The sequence below is a fragment of the Pandoraea terrigena genome, from assembly GCF_902459705.1.
Taxonomy (GTDB): Bacteria; Pseudomonadota; Gammaproteobacteria; order Burkholderiales; family Burkholderiaceae; genus Pandoraea; species Pandoraea terrigena.
Window position 1 is genome coordinate 204,769 of record NZ_CABPRU010000001.1, and the last position, 18,371, is coordinate 223,139.

At 66.4% G+C, this 18,371-nt stretch carries 14 protein-coding genes; 9 read left to right on the forward strand and 5 right to left on the reverse strand.

Features of this window, described 5'->3' with window-relative positions:
* Window positions 1–8: 8 nt before the first annotated feature.
* The 7 genes from PTE31013_RS00860 to PTE31013_RS00890 all read left to right on the forward strand — a co-directional run bounded on the left by PTE31013_RS00860 (window position 9) and on the right by PTE31013_RS00890 (window position 7,844).
* Window positions 9–497, forward strand: a complete 489-nt coding sequence (locus tag PTE31013_RS00860) for a chemotaxis protein CheW (protein ID WP_150610954.1) — start codon at window positions 9–11, stop codon at window positions 495–497.
* Window positions 494–1,984, forward strand: a complete 1,491-nt coding sequence (locus PTE31013_RS00865; protein ID WP_150610955.1) for a CheR family methyltransferase — start codon at window positions 494–496, stop codon at window positions 1,982–1,984. The genes PTE31013_RS00860 and PTE31013_RS00865 overlap by 4 nt, the downstream gene beginning before the upstream one ends.
* Entirely contained in the window at window positions 1,981–2,634 is a 654-nt protein-coding gene (locus PTE31013_RS00870) for a chemotaxis protein CheW (RefSeq protein WP_150610956.1), read from the forward strand. Before PTE31013_RS00865 ends, PTE31013_RS00870 begins: the two co-directional genes overlap by 4 nt.
* Window positions 2,631–5,030, forward strand: a complete 2,400-nt coding sequence (locus tag PTE31013_RS00875; protein ID WP_150610957.1) for a hybrid sensor histidine kinase/response regulator — start codon at window positions 2,631–2,633, stop codon at window positions 5,028–5,030. The genes PTE31013_RS00870 and PTE31013_RS00875 overlap by 4 nt, the downstream gene beginning before the upstream one ends.
* On the forward strand, window positions 5,027–6,034 hold the full coding sequence (gene cheB / locus PTE31013_RS00880; RefSeq protein ID WP_150610958.1) for a chemotaxis-specific protein-glutamate methyltransferase CheB: 1,008 nt from the start codon (window positions 5,027–5,029) through the stop codon (window positions 6,032–6,034). The genes PTE31013_RS00875 and cheB overlap by 4 nt, the downstream gene beginning before the upstream one ends.
* A gap of 91 nt (window positions 6,035–6,125) precedes the next feature.
* On the forward strand, window positions 6,126–7,091 hold the full coding sequence (locus tag PTE31013_RS00885; RefSeq protein WP_174978419.1) for a diguanylate cyclase: 966 nt from the start codon (window positions 6,126–6,128) through the stop codon (window positions 7,089–7,091).
* A 15-nt stretch (window positions 7,092–7,106) separates the two neighbouring features.
* Window positions 7,107–7,844, forward strand: a complete 738-nt coding sequence (locus PTE31013_RS00890) for a glutathione S-transferase (protein WP_150610959.1) — start codon at window positions 7,107–7,109, stop codon at window positions 7,842–7,844.
* A 13-nt stretch (window positions 7,845–7,857) separates the two neighbouring features.
* Here PTE31013_RS00890 and PTE31013_RS00895 read toward each other — a convergent pair whose 3' ends face one another.
* The 3 genes from PTE31013_RS00895 to PTE31013_RS00905 all read right to left on the reverse strand — a co-directional run bounded on the left by PTE31013_RS00895 (window position 7,858) and on the right by PTE31013_RS00905 (window position 11,026).
* Window positions 7,858–8,460 (reverse strand): GNAT family N-acetyltransferase, encoded by a 603-nt coding sequence (locus PTE31013_RS00895; RefSeq protein WP_150610960.1) that lies wholly within the window; start codon window positions 8,458–8,460, stop codon window positions 7,858–7,860.
* Between the two features lie 133 nt (window positions 8,461–8,593).
* Complete coding sequence (locus PTE31013_RS00900; protein WP_150610961.1) at window positions 8,594–10,021, reverse strand: TAXI family TRAP transporter solute-binding subunit; 1,428 nt, start codon at window positions 10,019–10,021, stop codon at window positions 8,594–8,596.
* Between the two features lie 84 nt (window positions 10,022–10,105).
* Window positions 10,106–11,026, reverse strand: a complete 921-nt coding sequence (locus PTE31013_RS00905; RefSeq protein WP_150610962.1) for a LysR family transcriptional regulator — start codon at window positions 11,024–11,026, stop codon at window positions 10,106–10,108.
* Between the two features lie 265 nt (window positions 11,027–11,291).
* Here PTE31013_RS00905 and PTE31013_RS00910 point away from each other — a divergent pair, with 265 nt between their 5' ends.
* Both PTE31013_RS00910 and PTE31013_RS00915 read left to right on the forward strand, forming a co-directional pair.
* Entirely contained in the window at window positions 11,292–12,482 is a 1,191-nt protein-coding gene (locus PTE31013_RS00910) for a M20 aminoacylase family protein (RefSeq protein ID WP_150610963.1), read from the forward strand.
* Window positions 12,479–13,789, forward strand: a complete 1,311-nt coding sequence (locus PTE31013_RS00915) for an MFS transporter (RefSeq protein WP_246173849.1) — start codon at window positions 12,479–12,481, stop codon at window positions 13,787–13,789. Before PTE31013_RS00910 ends, PTE31013_RS00915 begins: the two co-directional genes overlap by 4 nt.
* Window positions 13,790–13,853: 64 nt before the next feature.
* Here PTE31013_RS00915 and PTE31013_RS00920 read toward each other — a convergent pair whose 3' ends face one another.
* On the reverse strand, window positions 13,854–14,753 hold the full coding sequence (locus PTE31013_RS00920; RefSeq protein WP_150611548.1) for a response regulator: 900 nt from the start codon (window positions 14,751–14,753) through the stop codon (window positions 13,854–13,856).
* Between the two features lie 49 nt (window positions 14,754–14,802).
* Entirely contained in the window at window positions 14,803–18,228 is a 3,426-nt protein-coding gene (locus tag PTE31013_RS00925) for a hybrid sensor histidine kinase/response regulator (protein WP_425495526.1), read from the reverse strand.
* Window positions 18,229–18,371: the final 143 nt, after the last annotated feature.

Sequence of the window (18,371 nt, forward strand, 5' to 3'; positions counted from 1 at the left end):
ACATCGCCATGTTGTTCCTGCGTTTCGCCATCGCGACCGATCACTACGTCATCGAAGCCAGCCAGGTGGCCGAGGTGCTGCCGTGGCTCGCGCTCAAGCGCCTGCCCGCCGCCCCGGCGTGGGTGGCCGGGGCGTTCAGCTATCGCGGTGAGCCGGTACCCGTCATCGACCTGACGCGGCTGGCCACCGGGGTAAGTGCGCCCGAGCGCCGCTCGACGCGTCTTGTGCTCGTGCATTACCCGGCGCCCGGCCCCAATGCGCGGCGTCTCGGGGTGCTCGTCGAGCGGGCGACCGACACGCTGCGGGCCGACGCCTCGGCATTCCGCTCGAGCGGTGTCGACCTGCCCGAAGGCCGCTACCTTGGCCCGGTGCTCGACACCGACGACGGACTCGTGCAGTGGGTGCGTATCGATCAGCTGCTTACCGACGAGGCGCGCTCGCTGCTCTTCGACGCCGCGCGCGACGCGTTGACCGAGACACCGGGGGCGTTGTCATGAGCCACGTCCGCGACATCGAACGCCTGCTGCGCGAGACGATGGGCCTCGACGCGCAAACGCTTGGGGCGCACGCGATCGAACGTGCCGTGCGGGCCCGGCTCGCCGCGCTTCCGCCCGAGATGCAGGACGCGCCCGTCTATTCGCAGTACTGGCAATGGTTGCAGCAATCGCCACAGGAGCTTCAGACGCTGATCGAGGCCGTCGTCGTGCCCGAGACCTGGTTCTTCCGGCATCGCGAGGCGTTCACGGTGCTGGCGCAGATGGCACGCGACGAACGGGCCGCGCGACGCGGTACAGTGCGCGACGGCCAGCCGCTGCGGCTGTTGAGCCTGCCGTGTGCCACGGGTGAGGAACCGTACTCGATGGCCATGACGATGTTCGACGCGGGATTCGGTGCCAGCGATTTCACCGTCGACGCGCTCGATATCAGCGAACGGGCGCTTGCGCTCGCCCGTGAGGGGCGCTATGGCCGCAATTCGTTTCGCGGCCCGCCCGGCACGATGGCGTTTCGCGAGCGCTATTTCACGGCGGACGACGACGGCTACCGCGTCATCGGCGCACTGAGCACGCAGGTGCGCTGGCATACGGGCAATCTGTTCGATGCGACGCTCGCGGATCGGCTGGGCACGTTCGATTTCGTGTTCTTCCGCAATGTGCTGATCTACTTCGACCGCGACGGGCAACGCCGGGCGATTGCCGCGCTCGAGCGCCTCATGCGCATGGGGGCGACGCTTTTCGCCGGGCCGGCAGAAGGCGGTGCGCTGACCAGTAACGGCCTGACGTCGACCGGGCACGTGCAGGCGTTTTCGTTTCGCGTCGCCGGGCCGGTGCGTGACGTGGTGCCGCCGCCCGCCGACGTGTCGCGCATCGCGCGAACGCTTGCGTCGTTCAACGTGGGGTCACCGATGCGCTCCATCGACGCCGTGGCGCTGCAGCGCGCCGAGGGGAAGCACGTGGTGCATGCCGGCCTCACGCGTTCGCCCACCGCGCTGTTTGCGACGCCAAACGTCGTGACGAAGCCGCCCGCAGCACCTCGCGCGGCTACTATGGCGACCGCACCCTCCGCACCCTCCGCACCCTCCGCACCCTCCGCACCCTCCGTCGCTGCGACCGACATCGGGGCACCACTCGAACAGGCGCGCGTGGCGGCCGACGCAGGCGATTTTGTGCGCGCCGTGGCATTGTGCCGCAGCGTGCTTGCGACCGATCGCGCGAACGCGCAGGCCGAATATCTGCTGGGGCTGGTCGACGATGCGCGGGGCGATGCCCAGGGCGCGCTCGTCCATTACCGTCGCGCGCTGTATCTCGATCCTGGGCATTACGAAGCGCTCGTGCATTGCGCGGCACAACTCGACGCGCGCGGCGATGCCGCAGGCGCGCGACGGCTGCTTGAGCGTGCCGAGCGCACTGATCCTGGCCAACGCGGGGCGGCGACGTCGAGCGCATCGTCTGACCATGTGCACCGTCACGGGACGCGACATCGATGACACATCGCGACATCGCGCGAGAGGCCGGTTCGGCGTCCGACGCGCACTCCCCAAATTCACAGGCGAGCGCGCCTGCCAGCGCGTTGCACCGGCAGGCGGCCGAACTGCTCGATCGTCTGCCGGTCGTGCCCGTCGACCCGGCCCCGTGGCGTGCGGTAGCCGGCAACGAGGCGGCGGCGCGCGGCACGCCGCTGTTGCTCTTCCGTCTGGCCGACGAATGGCTCGCGCTACCGGCGTCTGCCATCGAATCCGTGGCGCCGATGTGCGGCTGGCATTCGGTACCGGGACACCGCCAGCCAGCATGCCTCGGATTGGTCAACCTGCGCGGCGCACTCATACCGTGCGTGTCGTTGAGCGCGTTGCTCGGTGTACAACCGGCCCAGCAGGCGCAGGCGACCCCATCGAATCCCCTGCGTGCGGGTACGTCACGCCTGCTGGCGCTGCGTCATGGTCACCACCTGAGTGCCTTTCCGGTGGCCGAAGTCCATGGCACCGTCACGCCCGCCCGCCAGGCACTGGGCGCGGTGCCCTCGACCGCACTGGGGGCGAGCGACGGTCTGGCGGTCGCCGTGCTTCCCTGGCGTGAGCATGTTGTCGGCGTGCTGGATCCGTTGCGTGTCGGCGCGGCGTTCGACAGGAGCCTCGCATGAGCGACGACCTGCATAACGCCACGCTGCTCGACCTGTTCCGCATGGAAACGCAGACGCAGGCGCAAGTGCTCGGCGACGGGTTGCTGGCGCTCGAGCGCGCACCGACCGACGCGTCGCGCCTCGAAGCCTGCATGCGCGCCGCGCATTCGCTCAAGGGGGCGGCGCGTATCGTGGGCGTCGACGCTGGCGTGGCGCTCGCTCATGTGCTCGAAGACGCCTTTGTCGCGGCACAACGTGGCGCCCTTTTGCTCGATGCAACGATCATCGACCGTCTGCTGCAAGGGGTCGACCTGTTGATGCGCCTCGCGCATCCGCCGGGCCGCGATTCGGGCTGGGCCCAGGGCGAGGGCAGAGCCGAAATCGATGCCTTCGTTACGTCGCTCACCGGGCAGCTCGCCGCGTTGACGAGTGACGCGGCGCAGGCGCCCGGCCCTGGCTCCACCGCTACCCCCACGCCACCAGCCGAGCCGACGGCATTCGACTACGCCAGTTATGGCGTGCCGACGTCGCCACCGCCCGCCGTGTCGCAGGCCATGACGCTGGCCGCGCCGACGTCGTCGGCCACGCCCGTGCCATACGACGACGCGCGAGACAGCCCCGAGACGACGGAAAGCGGCGACAGTGCGGACCCCGCGTCGCGGGCGTTGCGCGTGTCGGCCGACAGCCTGAACCGGTTGCTGCGACTCTCGAGCGAGGGGCTGGTGGCGTCGCGATGGACACGGCCGTTCGCGCAATCGTTGCAACGGCTCAAGCGCCATCAGCACGACGCGGGCGATGCGCTGGATCGGGCGAGTTCGGCGCTTGCGCAAGTGGCCGATCGTTCCGGCGAGGACCGTCAGCGGTTGCAGGCGGCGCTGGCCGATCTGCGGCGCGCGCTCAGCGTCGGGGGGCAGTTGCTGGCCGAGCAGATCCACGAACTGGACCAGTTCGACCGGCGCTCGACGCAACTGTCGCAGCGGCTGTACGACGAAGCGCTCGCGTGCCGCATGCGTCCGCTCGACGACCGGCTGGGCGGATTCGCGCGCATGGTGCGCGACTTGGGCCGCTCGCTCGGCAAACCCGCCCGGTTGGAGATTCGCGGCGCACATACGCAAGTTGACCGCGACATTCTCGATCAGCTTGAAGCGCCACTCGACCATCTGTTGCGCAACGCCGTCGACCATGGGTTGGAGCGCCCGGCCGAGCGCGCGGCGGCGGGCAAGCCGGCCGAAGGCGTCATCACGCTGAGCGCACGGCACAGCGCGGGCCTGCTGCTCGTGAGCGTGGCCGACGACGGCGCGGGCATCGATCTCGAACGCGTGCGCCGGGCGGTGGTCGCACGCGGGCTGGCCACGCCCGACACGGCGCAGCGGCTCGACGACAACGAACTGCTCGAATTCCTGATGCTGCCAGGCTTCACGCTGCGCGACACGGTGACGGAGGTCTCTGGGCGCGGCGTTGGACTCGACGCGGTGCGGGCGATGGTGGCGACGGTGCGCGGCACCGTGCGCATCGAGCACGCCCCGGGACGCGGCACGAAAGTCATCCTGCAATTGCCGCTCACGCTGTCCGTGGTGCGCAGTCTGCTCGTCGAGATTGCGGGCGAGCCCTATGCCCTGCCGCTCGCGAATCTGTCGCGCACGCTGGCGCTCCCGCAGGAACGCATTGCCGTGCTCGAGGGACGCCCGCACTTTACGCTCGACGGCAAGCAGATCGGTCTCGTGAGCGCGCAGCAGGTGCTGTGCGGCAGCGCGCCGGTCGCGGCGCCTGGGGATCAGCCGGTGGTCGTGTTCGGCGACGGCGAGGCGCGTTATGGGCTGGCCGTCGACAAGTTCCTGGGCGAGCGCATGCTCGTCGTGCAGCCGCTCGACGCCCGGCTTGGCAAGGTGCCCAACATCGCCGCCGGGGCGCTCACGGAAGACGGCGCGCCGCTGCTTATCATCGACACCGCCGACCTGGTGCGCTCCATTGCCAAGGCCGTCGAGCGGGGATCGCTCGAACGGCTGCCGATGCGGGCCGCCCAGGCGAGCGGTCGCACCAGCAAGCGCGTGCTCGTCGTCGATGACTCCCTGACCGTGCGCGAACTCGAACGCAAACTGCTGGCCGCGCGAGGCTACGAGGTACGCGTCGCGGTCGACGGCATGGATGGCTGGAATGCCGTGCGCAGCGAGACGTTCGACATGGTGATTACCGACGTCGACATGCCGCGCATGGACGGCGTCGAACTGGTCACGCTTATCAAGCGCGACGCGCGCACGGCCGCGTTGCCGGTCATGATCGTGTCTTACAAGGATCGCGAGGAAGATCGTCAGCGCGGACTCGACGCCGGCGCCGATTATTACCTCGCGAAAGGCAGCTTTCACGACGACGCGTTGCTGCGCGCCGTGGTGGACCTCATCGGGGAGCCGGGGTCATGAGGATAGGGATCGTCAATGATTCGACCATCGCCGTCGAAGCGCTGCGCCGCACGCTCGCACAACGCCCGGGGTTCGAAGTGGCCTGGGTGGCGCACGACGGCGCACAGGCGGTGACGATGTGCGCACCCACCCCGCCGGACCTTGTGCTGATGGATCTCGTGATGCCGGTCATGGACGGCGTGGCGGCCACGCGCGAGATCATGCGACGCACGCCCTGCCCGATTCTCATCGTGACGTCGGACGTGGGGCATCACGCGAGCCTGGTGTTCGATGCGATGGGGGCTGGCGCGCTGGATGCGGTCGACACGCCGGTGCTGCGTGGCATGGATCGTGCACGCCCGGCGTCGTCGCTGCTCGCGAAGATCGACGCCATCGCAGCCCTGCAGGCCGATGCGCGACTGCCGCGTCCGGCGCTCGCACCGCGCGCGGCCACGGTGGCCGATGCACTGGTCGCCATCGGAGCGTCCGCGGGCGGGCCGGCGGCGCTTGCGGCGTTGCTGGGGCGTCTGCCCGTGAACTTCAGCGCTGGCGTGGTCGTCGTACAGCACGTGGACGACGCGTTCGCGCCGGGCATGGCGGACTGGCTCGATCAGCAGACACCGCTCACCGTGCGTTTGGCGCGACCGGGCGAGCGTCCGACCGCGGGCGTGGTGCTGCTCGCGGGCGGCAATCGTCATCTGCGCGTGGACGCCAGCGGCCGATGCATGTTTGCCGACGAGCCGACGGATGCCGTGTACCGCCCGTCCATCGACGTCTTCCTGCAAAGCGTGGCCGAGAACTGGCGCGCACGCGCGGTGGGTGTGCTGCTCACGGGCATGGGACGGGACGGCGCGGCCGGACTCGGTGCCATGCGCGGGCAGGGTTTTATCACCATCGCGCAGGATCGCGAGACGAGTGCGGTGTACGGCATGCCCAAGGCGGCGGCCGAGGCCGGTGCGGCGTCGCACATTCTGCCGCTGGCGAGTATTGCGCCACAGTTGGTGGCACTATTTGGAACGGTATGACAGGACGTAAATCATGACGATAACCCCACGCCCCTCCGTGCCGGTCGCGCATGTTGCCGGCGCCGAAAGCAGCCTGAACGACTCGTCGGCGATGGTGTTGCTCGTCGACGATCAGGCGATGGTCGGTGAAGCGATTCGCCGCGCGCTGGCGGGGGAAGCGAATATCGACTTCCACTATTGCTCGAGTCCGGAAGACGCACTGCGCGTGGCCGAAACAACGCGCCCGACCGTGATCCTGCAGGATCTCGTGATGCCGGGCACCGACGGCCTCTCGCTGGTGCGGCAGTATCGCGCCAGTCCGCTCACACGCGACATCCCGATCATCGTGCTCTCGACGAAGGAAGAGTCGACCATCAAGCGCGAAGCGTTCGCGGCCGGTGCGAACGACTATCTGGTCAAGCTGCCCGATCCTATCGAGCTGATCGCCCGCATTCGCTATCACTCGCGCTCGTATATGAACCTGCTGCAGCGCGACGAGGCGTACCGCGCGCTGCGCGAAAGCCAGCAGCAGTTGCTGGAGACGAACCTGGAGCTGCAGCGGCTCACGCATTCCGACGGCCTGACCGGGCTGGCGAACCGACGCTACTTCGACGAGTACTTCAGCGCGGAATGGCGCCGCGCCTTGCGCGAGCAGCGCGAGTTGGCGCTGGTCATGATCGACGTCGACAACTTCAAGATCTATAACGATACGTATGGACACATCGCGGGCGATGACGTCCTGCGCCGTGTCGCCACCACGATTGCCGATGCGGCGTCGCGACCGGCCGATCTCGCCGCGCGCTTCGGCGGCGAGGAGTTCGTGATCGTGTTGCCGAACACGTCGGCCAGCGGCGCGGCGGTGATCGCCGAGAAGGTGCGCGCCCAGATCGACGCGATGGCGATTGCGCATATCGGCGCTTCCAACGGCCACCACGTCACGATCAGCCTCGGGGGCGCGTCGCTGGTGCCGCGCACGCACATGGCGTCGACGTCATTGATCGAGTCGGCGGATCTGGCGCTCTACCGCGCCAAGCAACTGGGCAAGAATCGCGTGGAGATGCAGCCGGGCGCTTCCTGAGCCCGAGGAGGGCACATGACCTTCGAGCTGTTCTATTGGCCGGGCCTGCAAGGGCGTGGTGAGTTTGTTCGCCTCGCCTTCGAGGCCACCGGCACGCCCTATGTGGAGGTCGCGCAGGGCGATGGTCCGGGGCAGGGCATGGACGGCCTGATGGACACCATGGACGATCCTGCTTGCGCGGACCCACCCTTTGCGCCGCCTTTCCTGCGTGTGGGCGATGAACTGATCGCGCAGACGGCGAACATTCTCGCGTATCTCGGGCCGCGGCTCGGGCTGGTCGGCGAGTCGCCACGTGCGCGTCGTTGGGTCAACCAGTTGCAGCTCACGCTCGCCGATCTCGTGGACGAGGTGCACGACGCGCATCATCCCATCGCGAGCCGTCTTTACTACAGCCAGCAACGGACGGAAGCGCGAAAGCGCACGGCTGATCTCGTCGAGTACCGGCTGCCCAAGTTTTTCGCGTACTTCGAGCACGTGCTGGCGAACAATCCGCAGGCGAGCGGCTGGCTTTCCGAGGGAGCGATGTCTTATGCCGATCTCTCGTTGTTCCAGGTGATTGCCGGGCTGGACTACGCGTTTCCGCGCGCGATGTCACGATTTGCCGGGGCATTCCCACGCTGCCAGACGGTGCACGATGCCGTGGCGCGCGTGCCGCGCGTGGCGGCCTACCTGAAGTCGCCGCGCCGCATCCCGTTCAACACCACGGGCATCTTCCGTCACTACAAGGCACTGGACCGCGCCTCGCCGTTCTGACGTGGCCGCCGGCTTACTCTGGTGATTCCGGTAGCGTCGCGTCGCCGGCATTCAACGGCCGCTGCATGAGCACGGTGTCGATCCACCGGCCGAACTTGAACCCGACGGACGTGAGCACACCTGTCTGGGTGAAGCCGCATGCCTTGTGCAGCGCCAGCGACGCCACATTGCCGCTGTCGCCGACGTTCGCGATCAGTTGCCGCCACGGGCCACCTTCACAGCGTGCGATGAGCGCAATCAGCAGTGCGCGCCCGGCGCCCTGACCCGTCGCGTCGGGCGCGATATACACCGAATCTTCGAGCGTGAAGCGATAGGCCGAGCGCGGCCGGTAGTGCGTGGCGTACGCGTAGCCGAGTACCTTGCCATCGCGCTCGGCAATGAGGTACGGCAGCCGGGCGTCGAGCACCTTCGTGCAACGCGCGCGCATCTCGGTCTCGTCGGGCGGTACCTCCTCGAACGACGCCGTGCCGGTGCGCACGTGATGCGCATAGATGGCTGCGATGGCCGGCAGGTCGTCGTCGCGCACGGGCCGCACCGTGAACGCGCCACGCGCGGGTTCAGTGCCGACGCCTTGCGGCGCGGTGGGAAGGGAGGCGTGAGCGGAGGACGACGACATACGAACAGACCCGTGCGTTGGATTTCACAACGGACCGGTGTCCCGGTCCGTGACAGTCAGCAGTGTGCGCTTCATCAATCCATAAGAAAAGCTGGTGTTGGTTATGAATTGCATAAGCATCACTTTGAGATGCTCAGGCGCCGCGCACGCCGTCCTCGCGGGCGGCGGGTGGCGCACCGTCGGTGTGCCGGGCGGCATCGCTACCCGCAGTCCCTGGCGCCGCGTTCATGGCATCGAGCCGATGTCGCACGAACCCGATGTGTTCGCGCAGCACATAGAACTGATCGGCGTATGCCAGTGGAATCTTCAGTCGATTGACGGCGGCTTCCACGGCGTCGAGCCGATGGCGCAGGTTCCGGTATTCGGTGTGCGCGTCGTCGGCCAGTGCTTCGCGTTCGAGTGCGATGAGCGCGCCGTACCAGCGGTACAGGCGCGATTTCACGCGCCAGCTATACAGCGACGGCACCAGCCGGAATGCCGGAATCAGCACGACGAGGATCGGCACGAGCAACACGACGATGCGATCGGCGAGACTCGCGACCCAGAACGGCAGATGCCGATACAGGAATCCCTTGCCGGACGTGTAGTACCGCGCCGCGTCGTCGGAGATCGGGAATTCGTGCACCTGGGCTGACGGGAATTCCCCGGCGCGCTGCAGCAGGTTGGCCTTGCCGTGCACCTCGCGCGCGGCTTCGATCAACAGGTCGGAGAGCGCCGGATGCAGGCTGTCGCGCGCGACCAGTTCGACCGTTGGGCTGATGACGTGCACCGGTTGCGGCGGCAGATTCCGCCCGAGGTCGAAGACGCCGCGGGGCAACGTGAGTTGATTCAAATAGGTGAAGCGGCGTGTGTACGCATCGGCCTGTGCAAAGTCCATCAGTCGCACGCCAGGGGTGCGGAGCAGCTTGCGCATCGTCGGGCCGGTCGCGGAGTCTCCAGTGAGCATGACGGCATCGACGCGGCCGTCGATCAACGCCTGCGCGGCTTCCTGTCCGTCGTACGCCGTGAGGCGGGTCACGCCGCCCGGCTCGATACCGTTTGCCTTGAGCAAGGTGAGCGACAGCGCGCGTGCGCCGCTGCCTTCGCGGCCGATGGCGATGCGCTTGCCCGTCAGATCCGACAGCTTCGTGACACGTGCCCCGCGATAGAACACCGAGATCGGCGCGTAGAACATGCTGCCGAGCGAGACCAGGCCATCGACGTCGAGGCCTTGCGACACGCCACCCTGCACCAGTCCCAGGTCGACGTTCTGCGAGGCGTCGGCGAGCCGCTCCACGTTCTGGCGCGAGCCTTCGGACGCGAGGACGTTGAGCGTGATTCCGTCGCGCGCGAGAATCGTCTTATATCGTTGTGCGGCGTTCCAGAAGGAACTGCCCTCCGGGCCGGCACTGATCGTGACGGTGCGCGGCGGCGCCGGCTGCACGAGCCACACGGCGAGCCAGATGGCCGCCATCGACAAGAGGACGACCGGGCCGAAGGACACGGCGAGGTCGCGCCAGGAAATGGCGACGAAGCGGGCACGGAGTCGCCGGTGAGCGGGTGAGTTCGAGTCGGTCGTCATCAAAACAGGCGGGCATGTCCCACATATCCAACACCCGGCCGATCATACGCCATCTACTGTGACCGATCGGGCCATGCGCGGTCGTCAGCGGTGCGCCAGGCTCTGGGCGAGTTGTTTCCAGAGGTGATCGGCGGCGGGCGACAGGCGCCGGCCCACGCGCGTCATCATCTGGCTGGAAAAGCCGGTCGCGATCGGATGGTCGATGGGCACGGCGACCAGTTCGCCAAGCTCGATGCCGCGCCGCGCGGTGATCGCCGACATGAAGGCCACGCCCAGGCCCGCCGCCGCGAGCGTCTGCGCCGTGTTGAACAGATCGACACGGTAGGCCGGTGTCGCGTTCAGGCGCGCGGTGTCGAGCACGGAGTGCACGAACTGCTGCACGCCGTGCGCCTCGGTCATGAAGATGAGCCGTTCGTGCGCCAGTTCCGAGGGCGGCACGCGCGTCATGGTCGCGAAGCGATGCGTGGGGGCGACCACGGCGCACAGGGCCTTCGCGGCAAACGGATGAATGCGCATCGCCGGGTCGTCGGCCGAGCGGGCGCACAGACCGATGTCCACGACGTCGTCGCGCACGAGCGAGAGCACGGCGGGCGTCGGGCCGGAGCGAATTTCGACGAGGATGTCCGGATAGCTCATCGAAAAGCGCTGTAACGCCTGCGCGATCAGGCGGCCGATGAACCCTTCCCCGACACCGATCGCCACGCGCCCTCGTTTCAGGTGCCGGTATTCCTCGAGCCGCGCCGACAGATCGCGCTGACGACGTTGGCCGTCGCGGTAATAGTCGATAAGCACCTGGCCGATCTCGGTGACACTCACGTTGCGCCCGCGGCGCTCGATCAGCGGAAAACGCAGGCGCCGCTCGAGCGCCGCGATCTGCCGGCTGACCACGGACGGATTCACGCCGAGCGACTCGGCGGCCATGCGTACGCCCCCCGTCGCGGCAATCTCCGAGAGATATTTGAGCGCACGCTCACCGATGTCGTCGATCCACGCCTCGTATGTCATAGGTGTCCCAGTGTTGTGTTCGCGCGAATGCGCCAGCCTGGCCCGACACAGGCCTGATGGCCGGTCGCGCCACGGCGAGGGCGCCGAATCTTCTGCTCAAGTCATGGAATCGACGATGATGCGTGTCGACGATGTCGCCATCTCGTTAGCCTGCCCGGGAGATCAATTGTTGACTTGAAAGCAACATTTTGATGTGGTTTGCGTCATGGGTGGGAATTTTCGTCGGTGCAATACTCCGCGATATTCAACAAGAGAGGAGCCCCCGATGAGCGAGATTCGCTATTGCGAAGTGAGCGATTTGCTGGAGGCGCGCGAGCCGCTGGCCGAGATGCGTCACCATATCCATCAACATCCCGAACTGTCCTACGAGGAAGTCGACACGTCGCGCTACGTGGCGCAAAAGCTCGAAGGCTGGGGGTACCAGGTTACGCGCCACGTCGGCGGTCACGGCGTCGTGGCCTCGCTCACCGCGGGCACGAGCGGGCGCACGGTAGGTGTGCGCGCCGACATGGACGCGCTGCCGATTCACGAGCAGACCGGACTGGCCTATGCCAGCGTGCACGACGGCAAGATGCACGCCTGCGGTCACGACGGTCACACGGCCGTGCTGCTCGGCGCTGCGCAGCAACTCGCGAAGACGCGCAATTTCGACGGCACCGTTCATCTGATTTTCCAACCGGCGGAAGAAGCCGGGTCGAACAGCGGTGCCGAGCAGATGATTGCCGACGGCCTGTTCGAGCGCTTTCCGTGTGAGGCGATCTTCGGTCTGCACAACCACCCGGGCGTGGCCACGGGCACGTTCGGCTTCCGTGCCGGTCCGCTGATGGCAGCGTGCGACACCGTCAGGATTCGCATTCACGGCCGTGGCGGTCATGCGGCGCGTCCGCATCTGGCGATCGATCCGGTGATGATCGGCAGCAGCCTGGTGATGGCGCTGCAAACCGTGGTCGCGCGCAACGTCGACCCGACCGAGGCCGCCGTCGTGACGGTCGGCACATTCCATGCCGGTTTTGCGCCGAACGTCATTCCCGAGGAGGCCGTGCTGGAGATGAGCGTGCGCTCGTTCTCGGCGACAGTGCGCGCCACGCTGGAGGCGCGTATTCGTGCGCTGGTGGCGTCGCACACCGAAGGCTACGGCGCGAGCGCCGACGTCGAGTACATCCGCGGCTATCCGGTGCTCGTGAACAGCGAGGCGGAGACCGAATTCGCCCGTGGCGTGGCCGAAGCGCTGGTGGGCGCCGAGCACGTCATCTCGCCGTTCCCGCCGATCGCGGGCAGCGAGGACTTCGCGTACTACCTGCAGAAGGTGCCGGGCTGCTTCATTCGCCTGGGGAACGGCGAGGGCAAGCCGATGCTGCACAACGCCAAGTACGACTTCAACGACGATAACCTGACCATCGGCGCGGCCTTCTGGACCCGTCTCGTCGAAAGCTTTCTTGCCAAGGAGCGCGCATGAGCATCGCTACGTCCTCGTTGCCGCTTGACGGCGTCCAGCCGTCGCAGATGAGCGCGGCGCAACAACGCAAGATCGTGTTCGCCGCCGTCATCGGCAACCTGCTGGAGTTCTTCGACTTCACGGTCTACAGCTACTTCGCACTGACCATCGGCAAACAGTTCTTCCCGGCCCACGATCCGGTCACGTCCTCGCTGCTGGCGTTTGCCGTGTTCGCGGTGGGCTTCGTGATGCGCCCGCTCGGCGGCTTCGTGCTGGGCCGCTACGCGGACCGTGCCGGCCGCAAGCCGGCGCTCACGCTCACCATCGGCTTGATGGCACTCGGTTCGGCGGCCATCGGCCTCGCGCCGACGTATGCGCAGATCGGCCTGGCAGCGCCGCTGCTGATCGTCGCGGCGCGCTTGCTGCAAGGCTTCGCGCAAGGCGGTGAATTCGGCGCGGCGACCGCTACGTTGCTGGAGATGGGCGGTGCGAAGCGCCGCGGCTTTCGCGCGAGCTGGCAGTTGGCGAGCCAGGGCGCGGCAGCGTTGCTCGGCTCGGGCCTGGCCGCGAGCCTCGGCTTCCTGCTCTCGGACGACACCATGCACAGCTGGGGCTGGCGTATTCCGTTCCTGCTGGGCACGCTGATTGCCCCGGTCGGGATCTACCTGCGTCGTCACATCCAGGAAGAGCCGCCGAAGGCGACGGCGATCGCGGGGCGCGACGACCCCAAGCGCGGCGTGTACGTGCGCAACTGGTTCCTCACGATCTTCTCGATCATGGGCATGTCGGTGTCGACGTACGTGATGATGTATTACATGCCGACGTACTGCATTCAGTACCTGGGCCTGCCACCGAAGATGTCGATGTTCGCCGGGGTGACGGCCAGCACGATCTCGCTGGTGATGTGCCCGATCTATGGCGCATGGTCGGACAAGATGGGCCGCCGCAAGCCGCTCACGATCATCGGCCGCGTGGCGCTCATCGTGCTGCTGTATCCGGCGTTCTGGATCATGACGCACTTCCCTTCGCTGCCGGTGGTGCTGGCGGCGCTCGTCGTGCTCATGCTCTGCTACACGATGGGTTCGGCGCCCGCTTACGCGCTGATGCCGGAGAACTTCCCGAAGCATCTGCGTGCCGGCTATATGTCGAGTGCGTATGCGATTGCGGTGTCGGCATTCGGCGGTACGGCGCAGCTTGTCGCAGGCGGGCTGATTCGCGCGACCGGCAACAAGATGGCCCCGGCCTGGTACATGATCGTCTGCGTGATCATCTCGCTCATCGCCGTGTCGATGTTTGAAGAGACCGGCAACAAGGTGCTCGACGAGTAATCGTCCGAGGTCGGTCGTCCAGTGCGAACGCAGTGCCAATCAGTTTCGCTGCATGACGCCGACTTCACCGCCGTTCGAGGACTTTCATCACCAGCGCAGCGGCAGTCGCGCGGGTCTCCACGTGGAGCTTTCGGAACAGGTGTTCGAGGTGCTTGTTGACGGTGCGGGCCGCCATGCCGAGGATGTCCCCGATGTCGCGATTGGCTTTGCCGCGCGACACCCACAGGAGCACTTCGGCTTCGCGTGCGGTCAGGCCGAAGCGCAGGGCAAGCGCCGTGCAGTAAGCGGTGTCGTCGGCTTCCGTGAGCGTGACGATCCACTCGCCGGTCTTCGGGGCCGGGGCGGCCGTGGCGGAACGGCGAACGTTCTCGAGGACGCATTCATGGACGACGTCCGCCTGCGCGCCGTGCGCAAGCCAGGCCACGAACCAATCCAGCAATGGCGCAGGCAAACGCGGTTTGACGACGTCCTCGTGCGTCGCCCCGTAGGCCGCGATCTGCCGCGCCGCCTGAGGGCTCTGCCAGCAGATCGTGCCGTCCTCCGAGACGATGAGCGCTGCGCGCGCGCCGAGCGAAAGCGCCGCCTGTGCATAGGATTGCGCGCGCGAGCGCACCACATGCGCCCCAATGCGCGCGCACACTTCTTCCGGGCGCACGGGTTTCGTTACGTAATCGATGCCCCCGACGCGAAAGCCCCGCACGACATGCTCGCTTTCCGTGAGCGACGTCATGAAGATGACCGGGAGATGCTCGTAACGCGGGTCCTGTTTGATCCGCGTGCAGGTCTCGAAGCCGTCCATCGCGGGCATCATCGCGTCGAGCAGCACGACATCCGGCGTGACCCGCGACAGACACTTCAATGCCGCCTCGCCGCTTAACGCGACGAGCACCGCGTAGCCGTTCGCTTGCAGGGTATCGGAGAGAAAGGCGAGATTGTCGGGCGTGTCGTCCACGATCAGCACGATGGGACGGTTTCCCAGCCACTCCGGCGGGGCGCTCGCCTCCGTGCGCACATCATGCACCGGTGGCGCGGGGCAGGTGGACAAGCTCATGTTCAAGTTCCCTTAGCTGAAAGCGTTCGGCAAGTGCGCGTAGCGTGTCGATCTGGGCGGACAACGCCGGGTGGACACGACGCGCCTCGTCGAGTTGCTCGACGACCCCCTGCACATAGCCGACGTCGAGATGCTCGCGGATACGCTGCAAGACCCCCTCGGGCAGCGCGAGCCGGATGGCGTCGGACGTCGCCGCCGATGTCTCCGCCGGCGCCGGGCTGGGCGTCGTCGTCGGTTCCGACGCAATCCATTCCAACGAAAGCAGTTGTGCGAGCTTGTCGAGCAACAGATTCACCTGCAACGGCTTGGCCAGATAGCCTGCGCAGCCGGACGCGCCGGCGCGCTCGCGATCGTCGGCGAAAGCGTTGGCCGAGAGCAATACGACGGGTGCCTCCGAGAGCTGATTCTCACGAATCAGGCGGCTGGTTTCGTAGCCATCCATCAACGGCATGGAGATGTCCATGATGATCGCGTCGGCGGTGTGGGTGCCGAGCCATCGCAACGCGTCGGGACCGCTGGCGACTTCGGTCACGTCGAAGCCCAGCGGCGTGAGCAGTTGGACGACGATCCCGCGCTGATCGGCCAGATCGTCCACCACCAGAATCGTGCGGCGCGGACCGGCGTACCCGCGAATGCCCGCCAACTCGGTGTAGACGTCGGGTGCGCTTTGCACTGCCGGTGCGAAGAGTTTCACGACGAAGCGCGTGCCGCGTCCCACCTCGCTGTGCGCGTCCAGACTGCCGCCGAGCGCATGCGTGAGCAATCGGCAGATCGTCAGCCCGAGGCCCGCGCCGTGATCGTCCGCATGGGCGGCGTCGCCGCGCTCGAACGGCAGGAAGAGGCGCGCCATTTCCTCAGGCGCGATGCCGGGTCCGGTATCGACCACTTCGAACTTCAGCGTGTCCAGCGCGTGACTCACGCGCAGCGTCACCGTCCCTGCCGACGTGAAGCGAATTGCGTTGCCGATCAGGTTGGTGAGAATCTGCCCGAGGTACTTCTGATCGCACTTCACCGTCCCCGGAATTCGACCGACGGCCTGGACATCGAAGGCGAGCGCCTTTTCCATCGCCAACGGACTCATCATCGACGACACGTGAGACACGAAATCGGTCAGCGACACTTTCGTGATGTTCAATTGCAGCTTGCCGGCCTCGATGCGCGCGACGTCCAGCAGTCCATCGACCAGCGCAAGCAGATGCTCGCCGCTGCGATGGATGGTGCGAACCGCGTTGTAGCGCGTTGGGGACAGTTCCTCCTTCGCCTGCATCAGAAGCTGCGCATAGCCGAGGATGCTGTTGAGCGGTGTCCGTAGTTCGTGACTGAGGCCCGATACGTACCGGCTCTTGGCCTGATTTGCCGACTCCGCAGCCGCGGTCGCGCGCTTAAGCGCCTCGTCCGTCTTCTGGTGCGCTTCGATTTCCTGCATCAGCAATTCGTTCTGTCGTTGCGATTCCTCTTCCGTGACACGGCGGCTCTCGCGCTCCAGCACGAACCACCATGCCGCGATGCAGCCCACGAGGGCGAGCGAGAAGAAGATCTTGAGGAAACTGCTTCCTATGACCCCGACTTCCGCCACGCTGATCGATGCCACACTCTGCGACCAGATCAGAAGCAGAACGCCGGCCAACACGGCAAGGATGGCCAGCACGAGGCTCGCATAGCGAATGAGCCGCAACGCCGCGGGCCCCAGTCGCAGGCGCGGAAACACGCTGTGTAATGCGCGATCGGCCTGCGCGGAGAAGCGCGCATGCGGCTTGCAGCGATCATGGCAACGGGAGTCCAGCGAGCAGCAAAGCGAGCAGATCGTGCCGCCATATGCCGGACAGTGGGCCGTGTCTTCCGGCTCGAATGCGTGCTCACAGATCGCGCAGCGCAGCGATCTGGCGTCGCCGGTCGATTGCGGCTTGCGCGCGAGGTAGTACTTGCCGCGTGTCGCGATGGCAATGATCGGCGCGCAGACGAACGCCACGCCGAAGGCGAGGAACAGCGACATCGCCTCGCCAAGCTCGCCGAAGACGCCGGCCCGGGCCGTGAGGGCCGCCACGACGCCCAGCAACATCGCGCCCAGCCCGACGGGATTCACATCATAGAGATGCGCGCGTTTGAACTCGATGTGACGCGGGCTGTATCCCAATGGTTTGTTGATGACGAGATCGGCGCACAGCGCGCCTATCCAGGCCACGGCGACATTCGCATACAGCGAGAGCACTTTGCCGATCACCTCGAAGACACCGATCTCCACGAGCAGCAGCGCGATCATTACGTTGAAGACGAGCCACACCACGCGCCCCGGATGACTGTGCGTGAGACGTGCAAAGAAGTTCGACCAGGCCAGCGATCCCGCATACGCGTTCGTCACATTGATCTTGAGTTGCGAGACGATGACGAAAAGCGTCATGGCCGGCAGCGCCCAACTGGCCAGCCCTGCCGGATCTAGCAGGATGTGATAGGCGACGAGATACATCTGCGTGGGCTGCGCGGCTTGGGCGGCACCCACTTCATTCTGGATCGCCACATATGCGAGGAAGGCGCCGCCGAGCATCTTGAGCGCACCGGGTACGATCCAGCCCGGACCGGCGGACAGTAGCGCGAGCCACCAGCGCTTGCGGTTGCGCGCCGTCAGCGGCGGCAGGAAGCGCAGATAGTCCACCTGTTCGCCGATCTGCACGATCAGCGCGAACACGACCGTCGACGCCTGCCCGAACGCAATGAGACTGAACGCCCGGCCTTGCGGCGCGAATCCCGCGAACGTGGTCCACTCGCGCACCATCCCGGGGTGGTGCCACAGCACTGCGGCGTAGGGCAACACGAACAGCACGATCCACAGCGGCTGCGTCCAGCTTTGCAGCCGGTTGATGAGCGTGATGCCGAACATCACCAGCGGAATCACGACGAGCGAACTCACGACATACGCGACGGCCAGCGAGATGTGGAAATAGAGCTGTAACGCCAGCGCCATGATGGCCGCTTCGAGTGCGAAGAACAGGAATGTGAAGATGGCGTAAAGGAACGACGTTACCGTCGAGCCGATGTAACCGAAGCCGGCGCCGCGCGTGAGCAGATCCATGTCCACGCCGTAGCGCGCCGCGTAGTAGCCGATCGGCACGCTCGTCAGGAAAATCAGGATCGAGACGGCGGCGATGGCCCAGACCGCGTTGGTGAAGCCGTAATTGATGACAAGGCTGCCGCCAATGGCCTCCAGCACCAGAAACGACACGCCGCCGACTGCCGTGGTCGCGACGCGCAATTCCGACCAGCGGCGAAACGAGCGCGGGGTGAAGCGCAGCGCATAGTCTTCCAGCGTCTCGTCGCCGACCCAGGCGTTGTAATCCCGCCGCACCTTTACGATGCGCTGAGTGCTGGGCGCGCTGACTGAACTTTGGTGCATCTTGGCCATGAAGACGTGAAGACGATCCGGATTGGTGCAAAAAGCGTCGGGTGTAAAGCCCAAAGCAAATTACATTCCACCGTCCTACCCGGGGAATACGTCAATCGACGTATTCCGATCGTCAATTTGGCTCCCTACATTGC

Bases quoted from the DNA above. Each gene is read 5' to 3' on its own strand.
- PTE31013_RS00860 (WP_150610954.1), top strand. From the start codon at position 9: ATGTTGTTCCTGCGTTTCGCCATCGCGACCGATCACTACGTCATCGAA.
- PTE31013_RS00865 (WP_150610955.1), top strand. From the start codon at position 494: ATGAGCCACGTCCGCGACATCGAACGCCTGCTGCGCGAGACGATGGGC.
- PTE31013_RS00870 (WP_150610956.1), top strand. From the start codon at position 1,981: ATGACACATCGCGACATCGCGCGAGAGGCCGGTTCGGCGTCCGACGCG.
- PTE31013_RS00875 (WP_150610957.1), top strand. From the start codon at position 2,631: ATGAGCGACGACCTGCATAACGCCACGCTGCTCGACCTGTTCCGCATG.
- cheB (WP_150610958.1), top strand. From the start codon at position 5,027: ATGAGGATAGGGATCGTCAATGATTCGACCATCGCCGTCGAAGCGCTG.
- PTE31013_RS00885 (WP_174978419.1), top strand. From the start codon at position 6,126: ATGGTGTTGCTCGTCGACGATCAGGCGATGGTCGGTGAAGCGATTCGC.
- PTE31013_RS00890 (WP_150610959.1), top strand. From the start codon at position 7,107: ATGACCTTCGAGCTGTTCTATTGGCCGGGCCTGCAAGGGCGTGGTGAG.
- PTE31013_RS00895 (WP_150610960.1), bottom strand. From the start codon at position 8,460: ATGTCGTCGTCCTCCGCTCACGCCTCCCTTCCCACCGCGCCGCAAGGC.
- PTE31013_RS00900 (WP_150610961.1), bottom strand. From the start codon at position 10,021: ATGACGACCGACTCGAACTCACCCGCTCACCGGCGACTCCGTGCCCGC.
- PTE31013_RS00905 (WP_150610962.1), bottom strand. From the start codon at position 11,026: ATGACATACGAGGCGTGGATCGACGACATCGGTGAGCGTGCGCTCAAA.
- PTE31013_RS00910 (WP_150610963.1), top strand. From the start codon at position 11,292: ATGAGCGAGATTCGCTATTGCGAAGTGAGCGATTTGCTGGAGGCGCGC.
- PTE31013_RS00915 (WP_246173849.1), top strand. From the start codon at position 12,479: ATGAGCATCGCTACGTCCTCGTTGCCGCTTGACGGCGTCCAGCCGTCG.
- PTE31013_RS00925 (WP_425495526.1), bottom strand. From the start codon at position 18,228: ATGCACCAAAGTTCAGTCAGCGCGCCCAGCACTCAGCGCATCGTAAAG.